The 16,003-nt window shown below is 47.0% G+C and carries 9 protein-coding genes; 3 read left to right on the forward strand and 6 right to left on the reverse strand.

Annotated features, from left to right (window positions below):
• Nucleotides 1-164 precede the first annotated feature (164 nt).
• The 5 genes from QUA45_RS01805 to gatB all read right to left on the reverse strand — a co-directional run bounded on the left by QUA45_RS01805 (nt 165) and on the right by gatB (nt 6,078).
• Entirely contained in the window at nt 165-1,397 is a 1,233-nt protein-coding gene (locus QUA45_RS01805) for a pentapeptide repeat-containing protein (RefSeq protein ID WP_333219124.1), read from the reverse strand.
• 108 nt (nt 1,398-1,505) lie between these two features.
• Nucleotides 1,506-2,144 carry a Uma2 family endonuclease gene (locus QUA45_RS01810; protein ID WP_333096424.1) on the reverse strand — a complete coding sequence of 213 codons (639 nt, stop codon included), beginning with the start codon at nt 2,142-2,144 and terminating at the stop codon, nt 1,506-1,508.
• 273 nt (nt 2,145-2,417) lie between these two features.
• Entirely contained in the window at nt 2,418-3,005 is a 588-nt protein-coding gene (locus tag QUA45_RS01815; RefSeq protein WP_333219126.1) for a Uma2 family endonuclease, read from the reverse strand.
• A gap of 43 nt (nt 3,006-3,048) precedes the next feature.
• A complete protein-coding gene (locus QUA45_RS01820) occupies nt 3,049-4,215 on the reverse strand; it encodes a pentapeptide repeat-containing protein (protein ID WP_333219128.1) in 1,167 nt (388 codons plus the stop codon).
• Between the two features lie 372 nt (nt 4,216-4,587).
• Nucleotides 4,588-6,078, reverse strand: a complete 1,491-nt coding sequence (gatB, locus tag QUA45_RS01825) for an Asp-tRNA(Asn)/Glu-tRNA(Gln) amidotransferase subunit GatB (protein WP_333219129.1) — start codon at nt 6,076-6,078, stop codon at nt 4,588-4,590.
• Nucleotides 6,079-6,620: 542 nt separating this feature from the next.
• Here gatB and QUA45_RS01830 point away from each other — a divergent pair.
• The 3 genes from QUA45_RS01830 to QUA45_RS01840 all read left to right on the forward strand — a co-directional run bounded on the left by QUA45_RS01830 (nt 6,621) and on the right by QUA45_RS01840 (nt 15,607).
• Entirely contained in the window at nt 6,621-9,896 is a 3,276-nt protein-coding gene (locus QUA45_RS01830) for a PAS domain S-box protein (protein ID WP_333096416.1), read from the forward strand.
• Nucleotides 9,897-10,264: 368 nt separating this feature from the next.
• Nucleotides 10,265-13,474: an EAL domain-containing protein gene (locus QUA45_RS01835; RefSeq protein WP_333096414.1), complete on the forward strand. Its 3,210-nt coding sequence runs from the start codon at nt 10,265-10,267 to the stop codon at nt 13,472-13,474.
• 543 nt (nt 13,475-14,017) lie between these two features.
• Nucleotides 14,018-15,607: a glycoside hydrolase family 57 protein gene (locus QUA45_RS01840; RefSeq protein WP_333036521.1), complete on the forward strand. Its 1,590-nt coding sequence runs from the start codon at nt 14,018-14,020 to the stop codon at nt 15,605-15,607.
• 68 nt (nt 15,608-15,675) lie between these two features.
• On the opposite strand, the gene QUA45_RS01845 is transcribed toward QUA45_RS01840, so the two are convergent.
• Nucleotides 15,676-15,879, reverse strand: a complete 204-nt coding sequence (locus tag QUA45_RS01845) for a hypothetical protein (RefSeq protein WP_333096412.1) — start codon at nt 15,877-15,879, stop codon at nt 15,676-15,678.
• Nucleotides 15,880-16,003: the final 124 nt, after the last annotated feature.

Below are 16,003 nucleotides of genomic sequence, written 5' to 3' on the forward strand. Positions count from 1 at the left end.
CAGCTACGGTTCATCCCTCTCTATAAATGTAGTTAGAGAGTTAAGGATAACTAAGAAGCAACTTTTTTCAGAGGCGGTAGTTTTAAGGTGAAATTCCATCACACAGGCGTCACGCCCGCGCCACAATGGAGGCGGATGAATAAAAGGGAGCTCGCACTTACCGATTAAACCTCCTCAAAAATTGCGCCTCGCTGCTGTAGATTCACCTGCATCTCCTCATCCATTCCTGAATTGTTCCCGAATCTGGCTGACTCGACATTCGCACCGCTGAAATTTGTATTTGTTAAGTTCACTTCCAGCAGATTTGCGCCGCTCAAATTGGCACCGCTGAGGTTAGCTAAAGCTAGACTGGCTTTGTGCAAATCTGCACCGCTTAAATCAGCATTTCCTAAGAAAGCACCACTCAAATCTGCACCGCCGAATTTGGCATTTTGCAGGTTGGCGTCGCTGAAATCGGCATCGCTTAAATTTGCACCCCGGAAATTTACCCGATCGAGATTTGCGCTGCTAAAATCCACTGCACTTAAAGTCGTTCCGCGCAAGCTACCACCCGCGAAATCCAGTGCTGGATTGAGATTGGCGATTTGGGCCAGCTCTACAAAATTGTCGGTTTCAGCGGAGATAATGCGATCGACCATTTCCTGCAATTCCGATTCAGCTTCCGGGACAATTTTCAGTTCGCGCGGTTCAACCGGAGGTAAATTGTAGGACAATAGCGCCCAACTGAGGGCAGGTTGGAGTTTATGTTTTTGCAGGTATATAGTTAGGATTCTTTCTAAAATAGAATGTTGATTTGGCGTGATTTCGTGCGGCCACAAACCCTCCGCATCTGTGAGATTAATATCTTCTTTAGCAACCTCAAAAGCGGCTGCCATCCGAAATTCTTTGCCATAAATTTCTCCCAGCTTAGCATTTTTTAGCAAACCTTTTAATACTGATTTGCCTTGTTCTACTGAAAAAATCCAAGCTGGCGTTGTATCATCGCTGATTGTGGAAATGTGACAAAATATGCTCTCTGTTTCGTTAGTTTTTTCCGCCTTCTCCCCGTCCTGAACTCCCGGCTGACTTTCGGTTACTAAATTTTCTGCACTGCTTTGAATGGCCAGGGTTTCTTTAATCGGCAAAAGCTTAAAAGCACCGACTAACTGACGCGATGCTACGGGAATTTTGCCGTTTTCTAGATGGAGTTTGAGCGTTCCGCCTTGCAGACCAAATTTGACGCGACCACCTAGCAGGGGTTCCCAATGCTCGTTAAAATTCAGGCTCAAGTGAATGTCTAGCTGCTGGGTTTGGTCTGCAACCGATGGAAGTGGAATTGCTTCTAATTGCATCCACAAGCAATCTGGGTATTTGTTGTGACACTCGATCGATCGCATATCGGGTAGAATTGCTGGCACTACCAGCCTGTAATTGATATTTAAATTAGTTTATCATCTCTATTTTATCACAACAGAGTTTTTTTTAGTAGGTTAAAATTGTAAATTTTGTTTAATTTTATCCGCAACTCATAGGTTTGGCTTAATTTGGCTTTTTACCCAATTCCGAAATGCTTTTACTAATTCCAAATAATCTATTGTTTCTGCTTGTTCCAAAAATCTGACAATCTCTAATATCGGTAAGCTGGGAAATGCTAAACTGATATCGCCCTCAACGTATTCTCCATTTTCTAATCTGTTGATTCTGAGTCGCGATCCATTATAAATCCAAACTTCCGGCACTCCCAGAGCCGCATAAACCTGCAAGGTATTTTCTGAACGACTGGTAATATCAATTTCTACCACTAAATCCGGCGGCGGATCTTGATTCATGTCGATTCTTTTTTTGCCTTTAACGGCACTAATATTCTGGATGTAAAAACATTTATCTGGTTCTACACCGCTAAGTTCAGGACGTTTGAATGTGGTAGAACCAAGAGGTTCAATTCTCACCTCTAATTCTTCAGCTAAGGTTTCAACAAATCGACCCAATACTTCTTTGAAGCGTTCGTGTTCTGGAGAAGGTACCATAATTTCAAGATTGCCACGATTATATGTCAGTCGCAGTCGCCGCTGACTGAGTTCAGCCAGCAAAGTTTCGTAAGTTTGCCAACTGATACCCGATAGCTGGACAATTTGTTCCGGGGGGGAGAGAGTTTGAGCAGTCATCTGATTTTATATTTTAGATTTTAGATTTTAGATTTATCCCGCGAATAAATTAGGGGTCAGAAACCAAAATGTTTTGGATGATAGCGATTAAAAGGGCGGGTTTTTGAGATTGTCAATTATTGGCAGATATTTTTCGTGAACCCGCCCCTACCGTATTAGGGGTAATCGACCGGACATAATATCATTCCTTTGCACTTTTAGATTATATCATCGAAAAAAGCTCGATCACTCTTTAATTACTGAGTTAAAATATGTGCTATCGAGCCTGAATGTTTAGTCACCACTCTGCGCCGGAAATACCGAAGACAAATCTAGAGACAACTCTGGAAAACCCGGAATTACCACCGTCTGATTTGGCAAAACAACCCGTTGCAATTGATAACTATAACTCCCGTTTTGTTTCTGATAAGGTTCGCTGTGCATTTCCAGTTGGTTGTCACGCAAATTAAATATCCAATAATTAGGAATCCCTGTTTCAGCATAGAGAGGCAACTTCGTTCTCCGATCGTACTTCAAAGTAGAATCCGAAACCTCAATTACCAACAAAATATCAGCAGGCTCCGGGTGAGAAGATAAATAATTGTCAGAACGATTGCGGGCAATAACAACATCAGGCTCTGGTTCGCTATCATCCGTCAAAATAATCGGCTCTTGACCGCGCACGATCGCCCTTTTTCCCAGCAGCGCGTACAATTCTCCAAACAGCAGCGAATTACAAACAGAGTGAAACGTACCTTTAGCAGCCATAATGATAATTTCTCCGCGAATCAATTCAACTCTGTCATCCGGTTCAAAAAAACCCAGTTCTCCCAAACGGTGATATTCGGCGATCGAAAATCGTTTTGCAGTTACGGCAGTCATAGCTTTTCTTACCCTCCACAATTACCAACCTTTCCAATTAATTTTATTCAAAAATCCCGCCCCGTGCCATCAATTCAACCTTCAGGGCTTCGGAAATTCCCACACAACCAGAAAATTTCGCATTTTTAACCACTGTATTTTTCAAATCAGCGCGGCTCAAATCAGCACCGTTTAAATTCGCACCACTCAAATTAACACCGCTTAAATCAGCATTCTTGAAATCAGTATTTGTCAAATTTGCATTTACTAAAATCGCATTCGGTAAATAAGCACTGCTCAAATTGGCGCCGGTTAAATTTGCACCGCTCAAATTCGCCCGGGGCAGCTTTGTTCGCAAATCAGCACCGCTCAAATTGGCGCTGCTGAGCTCAGCATCCCGCAAATTAGCATTGCACAAATTAGCATCAATTAAAATAGCAGCGCTCAGCAAAGCACCGCTGAGATCTGCCAAAGTCAAATCTGCGCCTCGGAGGTTGGTTTCGCGCAAATCAGCACCGTTAAAATCAGTGTAATGCAAGTCAAAACCGCTTAAATTAGCCCCAGCAAAATCTTCAACCGGATTCAAACCAACTGTTTCTACAAGTTGTACAAAACTATTATTTTTATCAGTTAAAAACAGTTGCCGGACGATCGCCAATTGCTCCTGTCGGTACTGATTAGCCTTCTCGTAATCTGCTAAATACTTGTAAGCAAGCTTCAAATTCTTGAGAGCATTGCGCTCAACGCGATCGTCCTTGCTGGCGCGCGCGATCGACAACTGCTCCTGATAACATTCGATCGCACCAGGCAAATCTCCCTTAGCATCGTAAGCTAGCGCCAAATTGCCCAAAGTTTCCAATTCAGAGCGCCCGTCGCCAGTGTCACGTGCGATCGCCAAACGCTGCTGCTGGTAATCAATAGCACTAGAAAAATCCTCCAGAGCACAGCAAGCATTCCCCAGATTTCCCAAAGCATTTGCCTCGCCCCGGCGATCCCCAATTTCCCGCGCTAACACCAAATGCTGCTGGTAGCAGTCGATCGCCTGAACATAATTTCCCAGCGCTTCGTAAGCTACGCCCATATTACCCAGCGCCGCACCCGATCGTCGCTTATCGTTCATTGAGCGATACAGCGCCAGCGCTTCCTGCCAAGAACCCAGCGCCGCCTCAAATTGACGCGCCTGATATTGCGAAATCCCCTGCTTGATTAGCTCGCTAGCTTGTTCGCTCATAATGTCAAAATTAGTTAATAACTAAAGTTGATATTAATCGACTCAAAGCGGTAATTGCTAATCGGTAATCAGTAATCGGGGATCGGTATGGCCAATCCCCCTCTCCCATCCGTATTTTCACGTCCGTGCAAAAAAAAAGACAAAAAAAAGAGAGAGCTACCTAAGTAACTCTCTCTGCCATCAGGGTGCATCTACATAACACAATATAACACTATTAGGATGAGGGGTGTCACCCCCAAACGTGAAGATGTTGTAAAGAAATGTAGATTAATTATAAAGTTACGATCTCGCGAGAAGGGCGATCGCGCGGCGAGCTCCGGAAAAACCGATCGCGCGCCGCTGTATCCGCTACACGACCCCCTTAACAACTGCTTAGGCTGGGCCGTTAAGCTTCGCCGCCAGCAGCTCATTGGTCAGTTTGGGATCGGCCCGGCCGCCCGTTTCCTTCATCACCTTGCCGACAAAAAAGCCCAGCAGCTTAGTTTTACCGGCTCGGTACTGTTCGAGCTCCTTGGGATTGGCGGCCAACACCGCATCGATCGCTCGATCGAGCGCCCCAGTATCCGAAATTTGAATCAAACCCTTGCTCTCAACGAACTTCTGAGGCGAACCACCGTTTGCCAGCAACTCCGGCAAAATATCCTTAGCGATTTTGCCACTGATCGTACCGGCCTCAATTAGCCCCAGCAGTTCGGCTAAATCCTGCGGTTGGAAAGGAATTTCTGCGATCGCCAGTTTTTCATTTTTCAGATAAGCAGTAATATCGCCCATCACCCAATTCGCAGCTTGTTTAGCCACAGCACCGGCGGCGATCGATTTTTCAAAATACTCCGCCACCGCTTTGTCGTCAGTCAGCACCCGCGCGTCGTAGGGAGAAAGACCGAGCTCAGTTTCGTAGCGATTGCGCTTTTGGGCCGGCAATTCTGGCAGTTGAGCTTGCCAATCCTGCAATTGCTCGGCCGAAACTTTGATCGGAGGCAAATCCGGTTCCGGGAAATACCGGTAATCGCTCGCGCCTTCCTTAACCCGCATGCTGAAAGTACACTGCTTGTTTTCATCCCAAAGCCGGGTTTCTTGGACGATGGTTTCGCCATTTTCCACAGCTTGAATTTGCCGCTCGATCTCGTAATCGATCGCCCGTTCGATCGCATTAAAAGAGTTCATATTTTTAATTTCCACCTTCGTGCCGAACTCTTTTCTGCCAACGGGGCGCACCGAAATATTCACGTCGCACCGCAGCGAACCTTCCTGCATATTCCCGTCGCCCACACCGATGTAGCGCACGATCCGGCGCAATTCTTGACCGTATTCGGCCGCTTCCGCGCCCGATCGCAAATCCGGTTCCGAAACTATTTCGATTAGAGGCACACCCGCACGGTTGTAATCCACCATTGAATAAGTAGAACCGCTCAACCGATCGCTACCGCCGTGAACCAATTTTCCGGCATCTTCCTCCATGTGCAAGCGAGTGATCCCAATTTTTTTTCTAGTAGAATTTCCAGTCTCATCCACCAGTTCAATTTCTAGCCAGCCGTTAGTAGCGATCGGCAAATCGAACTGAGAAATTTGATAATTTTTCGGCAAATCGGGATAGAAATATTGCTTGCGGTCAAACTTACTGTAAGGTGCGATTTCGCAGTTGAGAGCCAGCCCTGCTTTCACCGCATACTCCAGAACTTTTTGATTTAATACTGGCAATACTCCAGGCATTCCCATACAAATTGGGTCAATGTTAGTATTTGGAGCATTGCCAAATTCTGTAGAAGAACTGGAGAAAATTTTAGTATTCGTACTCAATTGACAATGAGTTTCAAGACCGATAATGGCTTCGTACTGAGTTTTAACTGGTGCAGCAGCAGTCATAAGCGACCTACAAGACTGAATAACTTTAGATTTTATTTTAGCTTTTTATTGACCAAACTGATTGGAGATTATTTGTAGCTAGGGGGGTTTTCATTGGTGTCAGCAAGCGCGTCAAACCCTTAGTTCGGGAGGTTTAAACCCCTGCCAGACTTTGAGAAAGCGTGTTTAGTTGAGACAAATGGGGATCTGCATAGGCAACGCCCTGCGACAGATTGGCGATCGACCCAAGCCCGCAGCCACGCCGATCTCCTTTTGATCGCCCCCAAACAACAACTCTATGCAAAAATATACTTAGGGCCAGCTCCTGCCCGTACCCTTCCCTTACCCAAGAGAGTTTTAGACCGATCCACCACAATTGCCGATCGATCTGCACCCCAAATTCTTTGACTGGCAGTTTTTAATAACGCCGCCCGCCTCCAACGATCTGCTCCACGCACAGCTTAAAAGTTAAAAATGTATAATTTAACAGGAAATTACATATTTTTAACTTTTAAGCTTTAATTTTGAATTCTAAAAGTAACACTTGCCTAAGTGTCAAAACTATGCCTGAAATTCCAGTTAAAAGTGCCACACTGTTTCAGAACAGCATCACTGAGCTAGAGCAGGCGGAATCAGCCCTCGAACTCGCTTGGAACGAACTCGAAAAACAAACAGCAGAAACCATTGCTCGCATTGCCAACATCGGCTCAGCAAACCCACAGGAACTCAGAGACCGCTTAGTCGGGGCGAAGCAACTCCGGCAGCAACTTCAGACTCAAATAAAAAAAGCCAACTCGCGACGGGAATTTCACCTAGAAAACTCACCAATGGCAGTTGTAGAGTGGGACAAAGAATTTCGGGTAGTGCGGTGGTCGCCAAGGGCAGAACAAATATTTGGCTGGAGTGCAGCAGAAGTAATGGGCAAATACTGGCACGAATGGTCAATAGTTCATCAAGAAGACTTCGAGGAAGTGTGTGCCGTCACAAATCAACTGTTAGACTGCAGAGAAACCCGCAACATTTGCCGCAACCGCAACTATACCAAAGATGGCTCGGTAATTTACTGCGAATGGTACAATTATGCACTCATTGATGAATCGGGAAGAGTAGTTTCAATTCTCTCTTTTGCCAGAGACATAACCGAGTTCCAGCGCGCTCAAGAAGAACAGCATCATCGCGAACAAGCTTTCAGCGCCATCGCCGAAAATTCGACAGATATTATCGCCCGGTTCGATCGCAAATTACGCATCCTGTACATCAACCCAGCAGTAGAATCAACAATTGGAAAACCCGCTGCCAAATTGATTGGCAAAACCAACCAAGAATCAGGGATGCCACCGCACTTGTGCAGCCTGTGGGATGAGGCTTTTATCAAAGTTTTGGGTAGCGGCAAACCAGAAACTATAGAATTTGAGTTTCCCACTCCCGATGGCATAAAACATTACCACTGTCGAGTCATTCCCGAATTGGCTGAAGACAATTCAGTAGAAACAGTTTTATCCATCTCCCGCGACATCACAGAACTCAAACAAATCGAATCGCAGTTACGACAGAGCGAATCCAAATTTAAAGCCATAGTTGATTCTAATATGATCGGCTTAATTTTTTGGGATCTTAACGGCAGCATTACAGATGCCAATGCGGCTTTTTTAAACACGGTAAAGTATACGCGGGACGAGCTGCTTGCCGGAAGAGTTAACTGGCAAGAAATGACACCACCAGAATACGTGCGTTTAGATACAGAAAAAGTTGCCGAACTGAAGGCTAGAAATACTGTTGTTCCCTTTGAAAAAGAATTTATACGCTCCGATGGTAGTCGCGTTCCTGTGCTGCTCGGCAGCACATTTTTAGAAGGAACGAAGCAGTTAGGCGTCAGTTTTGTGCTGGACTTAAGCGAGCGCAAGCAGGCAGAATCAGAACTGCAAAAACATCAGCAACTTTTAGAGAGTATTGTTACAACAATACCTAACTTTCTCTACATTTACGATGCAGTAGAAAACAAAAATATTTATGCAAATGAATCGATCACAGCCATGCTGGGGTACACTCCCCAAGAATTGCAAGATTTGGGTACCGACGCTCTCGCTAACTTAGTTCATCCCGATGATGTGTTAAAGCTAATTACAGGCATAGAGCGACTAAAACACAGCAGGAATCCCTATGAAACGGATGACAGAGACTACAGAATCAAACACAAAAATGGGGAATGGCGCTGGGTGCACGATCGCTCTACAATCTTCAAAAGAACCCCAGACGGAAAAATTTTACAACTTATTGGTTCCGTACTCGACATCAGCGATCGCAAACAAGCCGAAGAATCATTAAAACAGCAAAAAGAACTGCTGCAAACTATCTTCGACAACGTGCCGATTATGCTCGCCTTCTTAGACAAAAATGGTCAAATAAACTGGGTAAACCGCCACTGGGAACAAGTGCTAGGCTGGAGTTTGGCAGAAATCAAAAACCGCGATATCTTAGCAGAATTTTATCCGCAGCCAGAATACCGTCAATATGTTTTGGATGAAATCCAAGCAGCAACTCAGAAGTGGAGCGATTTCAAAACACAAGTTAGAGACGGGCGAATTATTGACACTTCTTGGGCTAATGTTCACCTTTCCGACGGCAGTTGTATCGGCATTGGTCAAGATATCACCGAACGCAAACGAGTAGAAGCTGCACTCAAAGAACTCAACGAAACTTTAGAAGCTCAAGTCGCCCAGCGTACCGCAGAATTAGAGACTTTTTTCGATGCTTTGCCCGACTACATTTATGTTGTAGAACGGGACCATATGCACTTTTCTTTTGTCAACCATCCCCTTGCCGGATTTTCCGGCTTCGACAGCAGGCAGCAGATGCAGGGCAAAACCATTTTTGAGTGCTATCCCAGCGAACTCGCAGAACGATTCCGCCGGGAAAATTTGCAGGTATTTGAATCTGGCAAAACTCTGCACTTCCAGGAAAAATTTGTGAGAGCGAGCGGCAATGCTTACTTCGACACGTTTAAAATTCCGCTGAGAAATCTCAACGGTGAAGTTTATGCTTTAATTGGCACTGCTCGCGATATCACTGAGTTGGTAGAGACAAAACAAGCTTTGTCAGAACGTACAGAGCAATTAGAAGCTGCAAATCAAGAATTAGAATCTTTTTCTTACTCCGTCTCCCACGATTTGCGCGCACCTTTGCGACACATTTCAGGTTTTATAGAAGCGTTGAAGCAGCGGCTAGAATTAACTGAGGCTTTGAGCGATCGCAAAATAGTTCACTATATGGAAGTAATTGAAGACAGCAGCCAAAAAATGAGCCTGTTGATTGACGGTTTGCTCGCCCTGTCGCGGGTGACTCGCACCGAGTTGAGACAAATTCCGATCGATCTGAGCCGTTTGGTACAAAATGCGATTAAATTGACTAAACCTCCAACTGTCGCAAATGCGAACCAAACTCCCCACAGCGTTGAATTTGCCGTCGGAAAATTGCCGACGGTAATGGGAGATCCAACCTTGCTGCAACAGGTGTTCAGCAACTTGATTAGCAACGCCGTCAAGTTCAGCCGCGGACGCACTCCGGCTAGAATAGTTATTGAGGGTCTACCTGATGGAACGATTTTTATCAAGGATAACGGTGTGGGTTTTCCGATGGAATATGCCGATCGCCTGTTTGGAGCCTTTCAGAGGCTGCACTCCCAGAGAGAATTTGAAGGTACGGGCATAGGTTTGGCGATCGTCCAGCGGATTATTCACCGCCACGGCGGCACGGTTTGGGCCGAAAGCCTACCTAGTCAAGGAGCCACGTTTTACTTTAAACTAGGGCAAACAATCTCAAACCGTAATATAGATTCGTAAGTTAAGTGTATAAGAGTTTTAAATTCTACATTTAAAACTCTTATACACTTAAATAAGTCACAATCGGTGAGAGTATGAGAATTTTAGTTTGACACGAGTGTTAACTGTGAGGGATGGAAGCGAAAGATATAGGCTTGGCTGTGCAAGATACTTGCACTCCGAAAAAAACCTTTTTACAGAATAGGGAGGCTCCCCCATTGGTTCAGTCAGACTTAGACTCCCTGTGGTAAATAAAGGCCTTGAGAGTAGAGAATATAATTGATTGTGCTAAAAACCAAAAATATTGAGATAAAATTAACCAAACTCAGTCGTAAAAATTACATTTAGCAACCACACGAATAACCAATTTAAAACCTCCCCCATAGCTTATGTTAGATATAACTCAGACTAATTATCTACTAAAACTGGTAGCGGAATCAACATTAAAGTTGTTGATTATCGAAGACATGGCCGAAGATATGGAATTAATAGTACTCGCATTAGAAGCGGGGGGAGTAAATTTTAATTACGACACAGCAGAAACAGCAACAGAGTGCAGAAAACTGCTCCAAAATTGCAAGTACGATGCTGTACTATCCGATTACCGCCTGCCGGGCTTCAACGGCTTAGAAGTGTTGAAATTAATGCAGGAATTGAACCACGACATACCATTGATTTTAATAACGGGAAGTTTGGGAGAAGAAGCTGCCGTAGAGTGCATCAAAGCTGGAATGACTGATTACGTATTAAAAGGGCGGCTGTTTAGGTTGCCAACAGTCTTAGAACGATCGCTCCAAGAATACAAAATGCGGCGCCAACAACAAGAAGCGATCGCCCAAATTCAGCGGCAAGCTCAGCGAGAAGCGATCGTCAACCGCATCCTCCAAGCCATGCGCTTCACCCTTGTACTCGACGAAGTGCTGCAAACCACCGCAGATCAACTGCACGAAGCTCTAGACATCAGCGCCTGCGCCATCTTGCAGCCAGATGCTGAAGGCGGCATCAGAGTTCGCTACATCAGTAAAGCATCAGACAGAGAAGGGTTTGTCGGGCTAAATTGCAAAGTGGCCGAGCACTACAGATCGGGACTCGCGGCCGGGGAAACCCTGAGTATCGACGAGTTATCGACCCTGTGCCCGTCCCTGCAAGAATCAGCAGGGTTGGTAGGGTTTCGCTCCGTTGCGATCGCGCCACTGCTCTACCAGCAGTCATTTTTGGGAGGAATTAGCCTCTATCAGTGCGATCGGGCGCGCTCTTGGAGCGTGGAAGAACTGTCGCTACTCAAAGCCATAGCCGATCAGTGCGCGATCGCGATCCACCAAGCCGAACTCTACCAACAAGCCCAAACCGAACTTGCAGAACGCAAGCGCGCCGAAGCAGCAGTCTGCGGCATCCAGCAGCAGCTAGCCACAATGGCAGCCAACATTCCCGGCTCAGTCTACCGCACCGTGCTGCATCCAGATGGCACAATGTCCATGCCCTACATCAGTCCGGGCGTGCGCGAAGTTACTGGGTTCGGGGCCGAAGAAGTGATTTCGCACCCGGAACTCTTGACCGAAATCATCCATCCAGAGGACAAAAGTTCGTGTGACAGCAGGGTAGCAGCATCGAGAGCGAGTCTTTTGCCGTGCGATCGCCAGTACCGCATCGTTCTGAGATCTGGGGAGGTCAAGTGGGTGCAAGACAGCGCTAAATTTTCCAAAAACGAAAACGGCGACGTAATTATAGATGGAGTAGCCCTAGACATCAGCGATCGCAAACAAGCAGAGTCAGCCCTGCGCCAAAGCGAACAGCGATTTCGCTCGCTCATTGAAAACGCCACAGACATCACCATCATTCTCGACGCCGAAGGAATCTTCCGCTACATCAGCCCTTCCGTCAAGCGAATTTTAGGATACGCGCCCCACCAGGCGATCGGGCGCAGCGCCTTAGAAATAGTTCACCCCGACGACTGCGCCGCGATCGCCGAAACCCTCCACAAAGCTATAAAAAACCCCAAAAGAAGCCAGTGTCCAGTTGAGTACCGAGTCCGCCACCGCAACGGTTCCTGGTGTTATGTAGAAGCTGTAGCCACCAACTTGCTCTACGATCCCGCAGTCGAGGGAATCGTGATTAACTGTCACGACATCACTCAGCGCAAACTCGCCGAGGAACAACTGCTGCACGATGCTTTCCACGACGCCCTCACCGGATTGCCGAACCGATCGCTATTTACCGATCGGCTGGAACACGCTCTGAGGCTGGCAAAACGGCGCAAAGACTACTTGTTTGCCGTACTGTTTCTCGATTTAGATAGATTTAAAGTAGTTAACGATTCCCTCGGCCACGCCATCGGCGATCAACTGCTAGTATCGATCGCGCGGCGTCTGGAAGCTTGTCTCAGGCCCGGAGATACAGTGGCGCGCCTCGGAGGAGACGAGTTCGTGCTGTTGCTAGAAGACATCGAGGGCATCCATGAAGCTACCACCATTGTCAACCGCCTGCAAAAGAAAATTACATCCCCTATCCTTCTAGACGGACACGAAGTATTTATCACCGCCAGCATCGGCATAGCTTTGAGTTCTGGCGAATACCTGGAACCGACAACCCTGCTGCGCGACGCCGACACAGCAATGTACCGCGCCAAAGAACTCGGCAGAGCCCGACACGAAGTTTTCAACAGTTCCATGCACGCCCACGCTTTGCGACTGTTGCAGCTAGAAAACGATTTGCGACGGGCGATCGAATCAATTAGAGAGCCGGCCAAAGAAGAAGAATTTCCCCCATCCCCCGAATCAGTCTTACCTCCCTTATCCGCAGCGCCCCAGTTTATTATTCACTACCAGCCGATCGTGTCGATCGCCACTAACACAATTACCAGTTTTGAGGCCCTAGTGCGCTGGCAGCATCCAGAACGCGGTTTAGTTTCCCCCGGCGAATTCATCACCATCGCCGAAGAAACCGGCTTGATCGTACCCCTGGGCCGCTGGGTACTTCGCACAGCTTGCCACCAAATCCGCCAGTGGCAGCAGGTATTTCCCAGCAACCCCCCCTTGAGCGTTAGCGTCAACATTTCTGTCAAACAGTTTTCTCAGCCAGATTTAATCGAATACATCGACCAAGTTCTCGCAGAAACTCACCTCGACGGCAGCAGTTTAAAACTAGAAATTACCGAAAGCGTACTCATAGAAAATTCCGAATCAGTAACAGCAATGCTGGTGCAGCTCAGAACGCGAAACATACACTTGTGCATTGACGACTTTGGCACCGGCTATTCATCGCTTTCCTACCTGCACCGCTTCCCCACCAATACCTTAAAAATAGACCGCTCTTTTGTTAGCAGGATGGGAGGTGAGTTCGATTTCAGTAAAGGAGGGATTGACCCCACAGAAATTGTGCGGTCGATCGTTACTTTGTCCCACAATTTAGGCATGGATGTAGTAGCAGAAGGAGTCGAAGAAGCCTCGCAACTATCTATACTCAAAGGGTTAAAATGTGAGTACGCCCAGGGATTCTTTTTCTCAAAGGCAGTAGACTCTCAAACAGCAGCAGCCCTCATCCGACAGCAAGCAGAAAATCAGAATTTGCTGACATTTAGTTTGTTAGAGAAAGGTCATTAAAAAAACACGGCATTTTCTGAGTCCCGTTTCAGCATAAAATCTTAAAATATTTTAAAGCTGTGCCTAACTGGCGTCAGTTAATAACTACGGCATCCAAATCACTGTCAACGACCCAGATCTCAAGACACTCTTGCTTCGGGCCTAAGACTTAAACCATAGTTGACCAGAGGCGTACCTGCGTACTACGTTAACGGTAAGAGTTAAAGACCTACCAGGGAATGCTCTCGCTAGTTCCTTGCCAAGCGAAATTTAGGATTAAACAGACTTATTGGGTTAAATCAGTTTCCTAGATATAGTACCGGCTGTTAACGAAGGCGCAAGCTAACATTACCCCTCTCATAGAGGCTCATAAAGGAGCGAACATTATGCGATCGCCGGTTGCGACTTTGGATGTGGTAATTGTCCCACTGAAAGTACATTACAAAAGTACACTCCCATCTAGCAATCCCCGTGTAATGGAAAGATTCACGGCGGTTAAAACCGCCTAGCCGTTTCCGTCTCAGGTCTAAAGACACGCTCGTTTCCCACTTACCGAATTTTTTTATGACTATTGGCTACCTCGCACTCGTTCTCCACGCCCACTTGCCTTTTGTCCGCCACCCCGAAAGCGACTACGTTTTAGAAGAAGAATGGCTGTTTGAGGCGATTGCAGAAACCTACATTCCCCTGCTGCAAGTCTTTGAAGGGCTCAAGCGCGACGGCATCGACTTTAAAATTACCATGAGCATGACGCCGCCCTTGGTTGCCATGCTGCGCGACCCCTTGCTGCAAGACCGCTTCGACGACCACTTGGCTAAACTCGAAGAATTAGCCGATCTCGAAATCGAACACAACAGCGGAAACGGTCACCTCCGCTATTTAGCAGAACATTACGCCGCCCATTTCTCTCAAGTCCGCAACTTTTGGGAAAAGTACGATCGAGATTTAGTCAAAGCCTTCAAAGAACACCAAGACACCAACAACCTCGAAATCATCACCTGCGGCGCCACCCACGGCTACCTACCGCTGATGAAAATGTACCCCGAAGCAGTTTGGGCACAAATTCAAGTAGCTTGCGACAACTACGAAGCAAACTTCGGCCGCCGACCAAAAGGCATTTGGCTGCCCGAATGCGCCTACTATGAAGGCTTAGAACGGATGTTAGCCGACGCAGGCCTCCGCTACTTTCTCACAGACGGTCACGGCATCCTCTACGCCCGCCCCCGTCCCCGCTACGGCAGCTACGCCCCAATTTTCACCGAATGCGGAGTCGCAGCCTTCGGCCGAGATCACGAATCCTCGCAGCAGGTTTGGTCTTCCGAAGTCGGCTATCCAGGCGCGGCCGAATACCGCGAATTCTACAAAGATTTGGGCTGGGAAGCTGACTACGATTACATTAAGCCCTACATCATGCCCAACGGCCAGCGGAAAAATACCGGGATTAAATATCACAAAATCACCGGTCGCGGATTGGGTTTAGGCGATAAACAGTTGTACGATCCTTACTGGGCAAGGGAAAAAGCAGCCGAACACGCCAGCAACTTTGCTTTCAACCGGGAACGCCAAGTCGAACACCTCAACGGCATTATGCAGCGTCCGCCGATTATTGTTTCGCCTTACGACGCCGAACTTTTCGGTCACTGGTGGTACGAAGGGCCTTGGTTCTTAGATTACCTGTTCCGCAAGAGTTGGTACGACCAAAATACCTACGAGATGACGCACTTAGCCGATTATTTGCGGGGAAATCCGACTCAGCAAGTGTGCCGCCCGTCTCAGTCTAGCTGGGGTTTCCGGGGTTTCCACGAATATTGGCTCAACGATACCAATGCTTGGATTTACCCGCACTTGCACAAAGCTGCGGAACGGATGATTGAGTTGGGAAGCATGGAACCTGCGGATGAATTGCAGTGGCGGGCTTTGAACCAGGCGGCGCGGGAAGTGCTGCTAGCTCAATCTTCTGACTGGGCATTTATCATGCGTACAGGAACGATGGTGCCCTATGCAGTGCGGCGGACTCGATCGCACTTAATGCGCTTTCACAAGCTTTACGATGAAGTGAAAGAAGGGAAAGTTGATTCGGGTTGGTTGGAGAAGGTTGAGGAGATTGATAATATTTTCCCTGAAATTAACTATCGCGTTTATCGATCGCTTTAGGTCTCGTTTCCCCTTTAATCCTGTCCCCCCCAGCCCTGCTTAAGGGAGGGACAGGATGTTAATTAAAATTATGGGTGATGGGGCGATCGCCATGAGTCGAATGAGAGGGGCGATATTTGGTTGAGAGTGTGAGTGCGATCGCATTTTTGGTCGGGAAAGGTCGATCGCACTTTATGTCTTTTTCTCAACGCGCAGGCGAGCCCCTTTTTGGTATGGAAAGGTCGATCGCCGAGACCAGCAAATAGCCAGCTAATTAGAAAGAAAGCTGCCATAATTCACTCAAATATAAGCGGAACCAAATCGAGAAACTTAACTCGCGAAGTTAAAGCGATTGTTAGTTGAAATCCGAAGCCAAGTATTTGATTGTGCTAAAGAATTGCCGTAGTTGCGAGGATA

Origin of the sequence: Microcoleus sp. Pol12A5 (assembly GCF_036701435.1) — a bacterium.
Lineage (GTDB): Bacteria > Cyanobacteriota > Cyanobacteriia > Cyanobacteriales > Microcoleaceae > Microcoleus.

Excerpts from the sequence above, each read along its gene's own strand:
- QUA45_RS01810 (WP_333096424.1), bottom strand. The coding sequence starts at position 2,144 with ATGACTGCTCAAACTCTCTCCCCCCCGGAACAAATTGTCCAGCTATCG.
- QUA45_RS01815 (WP_333219126.1), bottom strand. The coding sequence starts at position 3,005 with ATGACTGCCGTAACTGCAAAACGATTTTCGATCGCCGAATATCACCGT.
- QUA45_RS01820 (WP_333219128.1), bottom strand. The coding sequence starts at position 4,215 with ATGAGCGAACAAGCTAGCGAGCTAATCAAGCAGGGGATTTCGCAATAT.
- gatB (WP_333219129.1), bottom strand. The coding sequence starts at position 6,078 with ATGACTGCTGCTGCACCAGTTAAAACTCAGTACGAAGCCATTATCGGT.
- QUA45_RS01830 (WP_333096416.1), top strand. The coding sequence starts at position 6,621 with ATGCCTGAAATTCCAGTTAAAAGTGCCACACTGTTTCAGAACAGCATC.
- QUA45_RS01835 (WP_333096414.1), top strand. The coding sequence starts at position 10,265 with ATGTTAGATATAACTCAGACTAATTATCTACTAAAACTGGTAGCGGAA.
- QUA45_RS01840 (WP_333036521.1), top strand. The coding sequence starts at position 14,018 with ATGACTATTGGCTACCTCGCACTCGTTCTCCACGCCCACTTGCCTTTT.
- QUA45_RS01845 (WP_333096412.1), bottom strand. The coding sequence starts at position 15,879 with ATGGCAGCTTTCTTTCTAATTAGCTGGCTATTTGCTGGTCTCGGCGAT.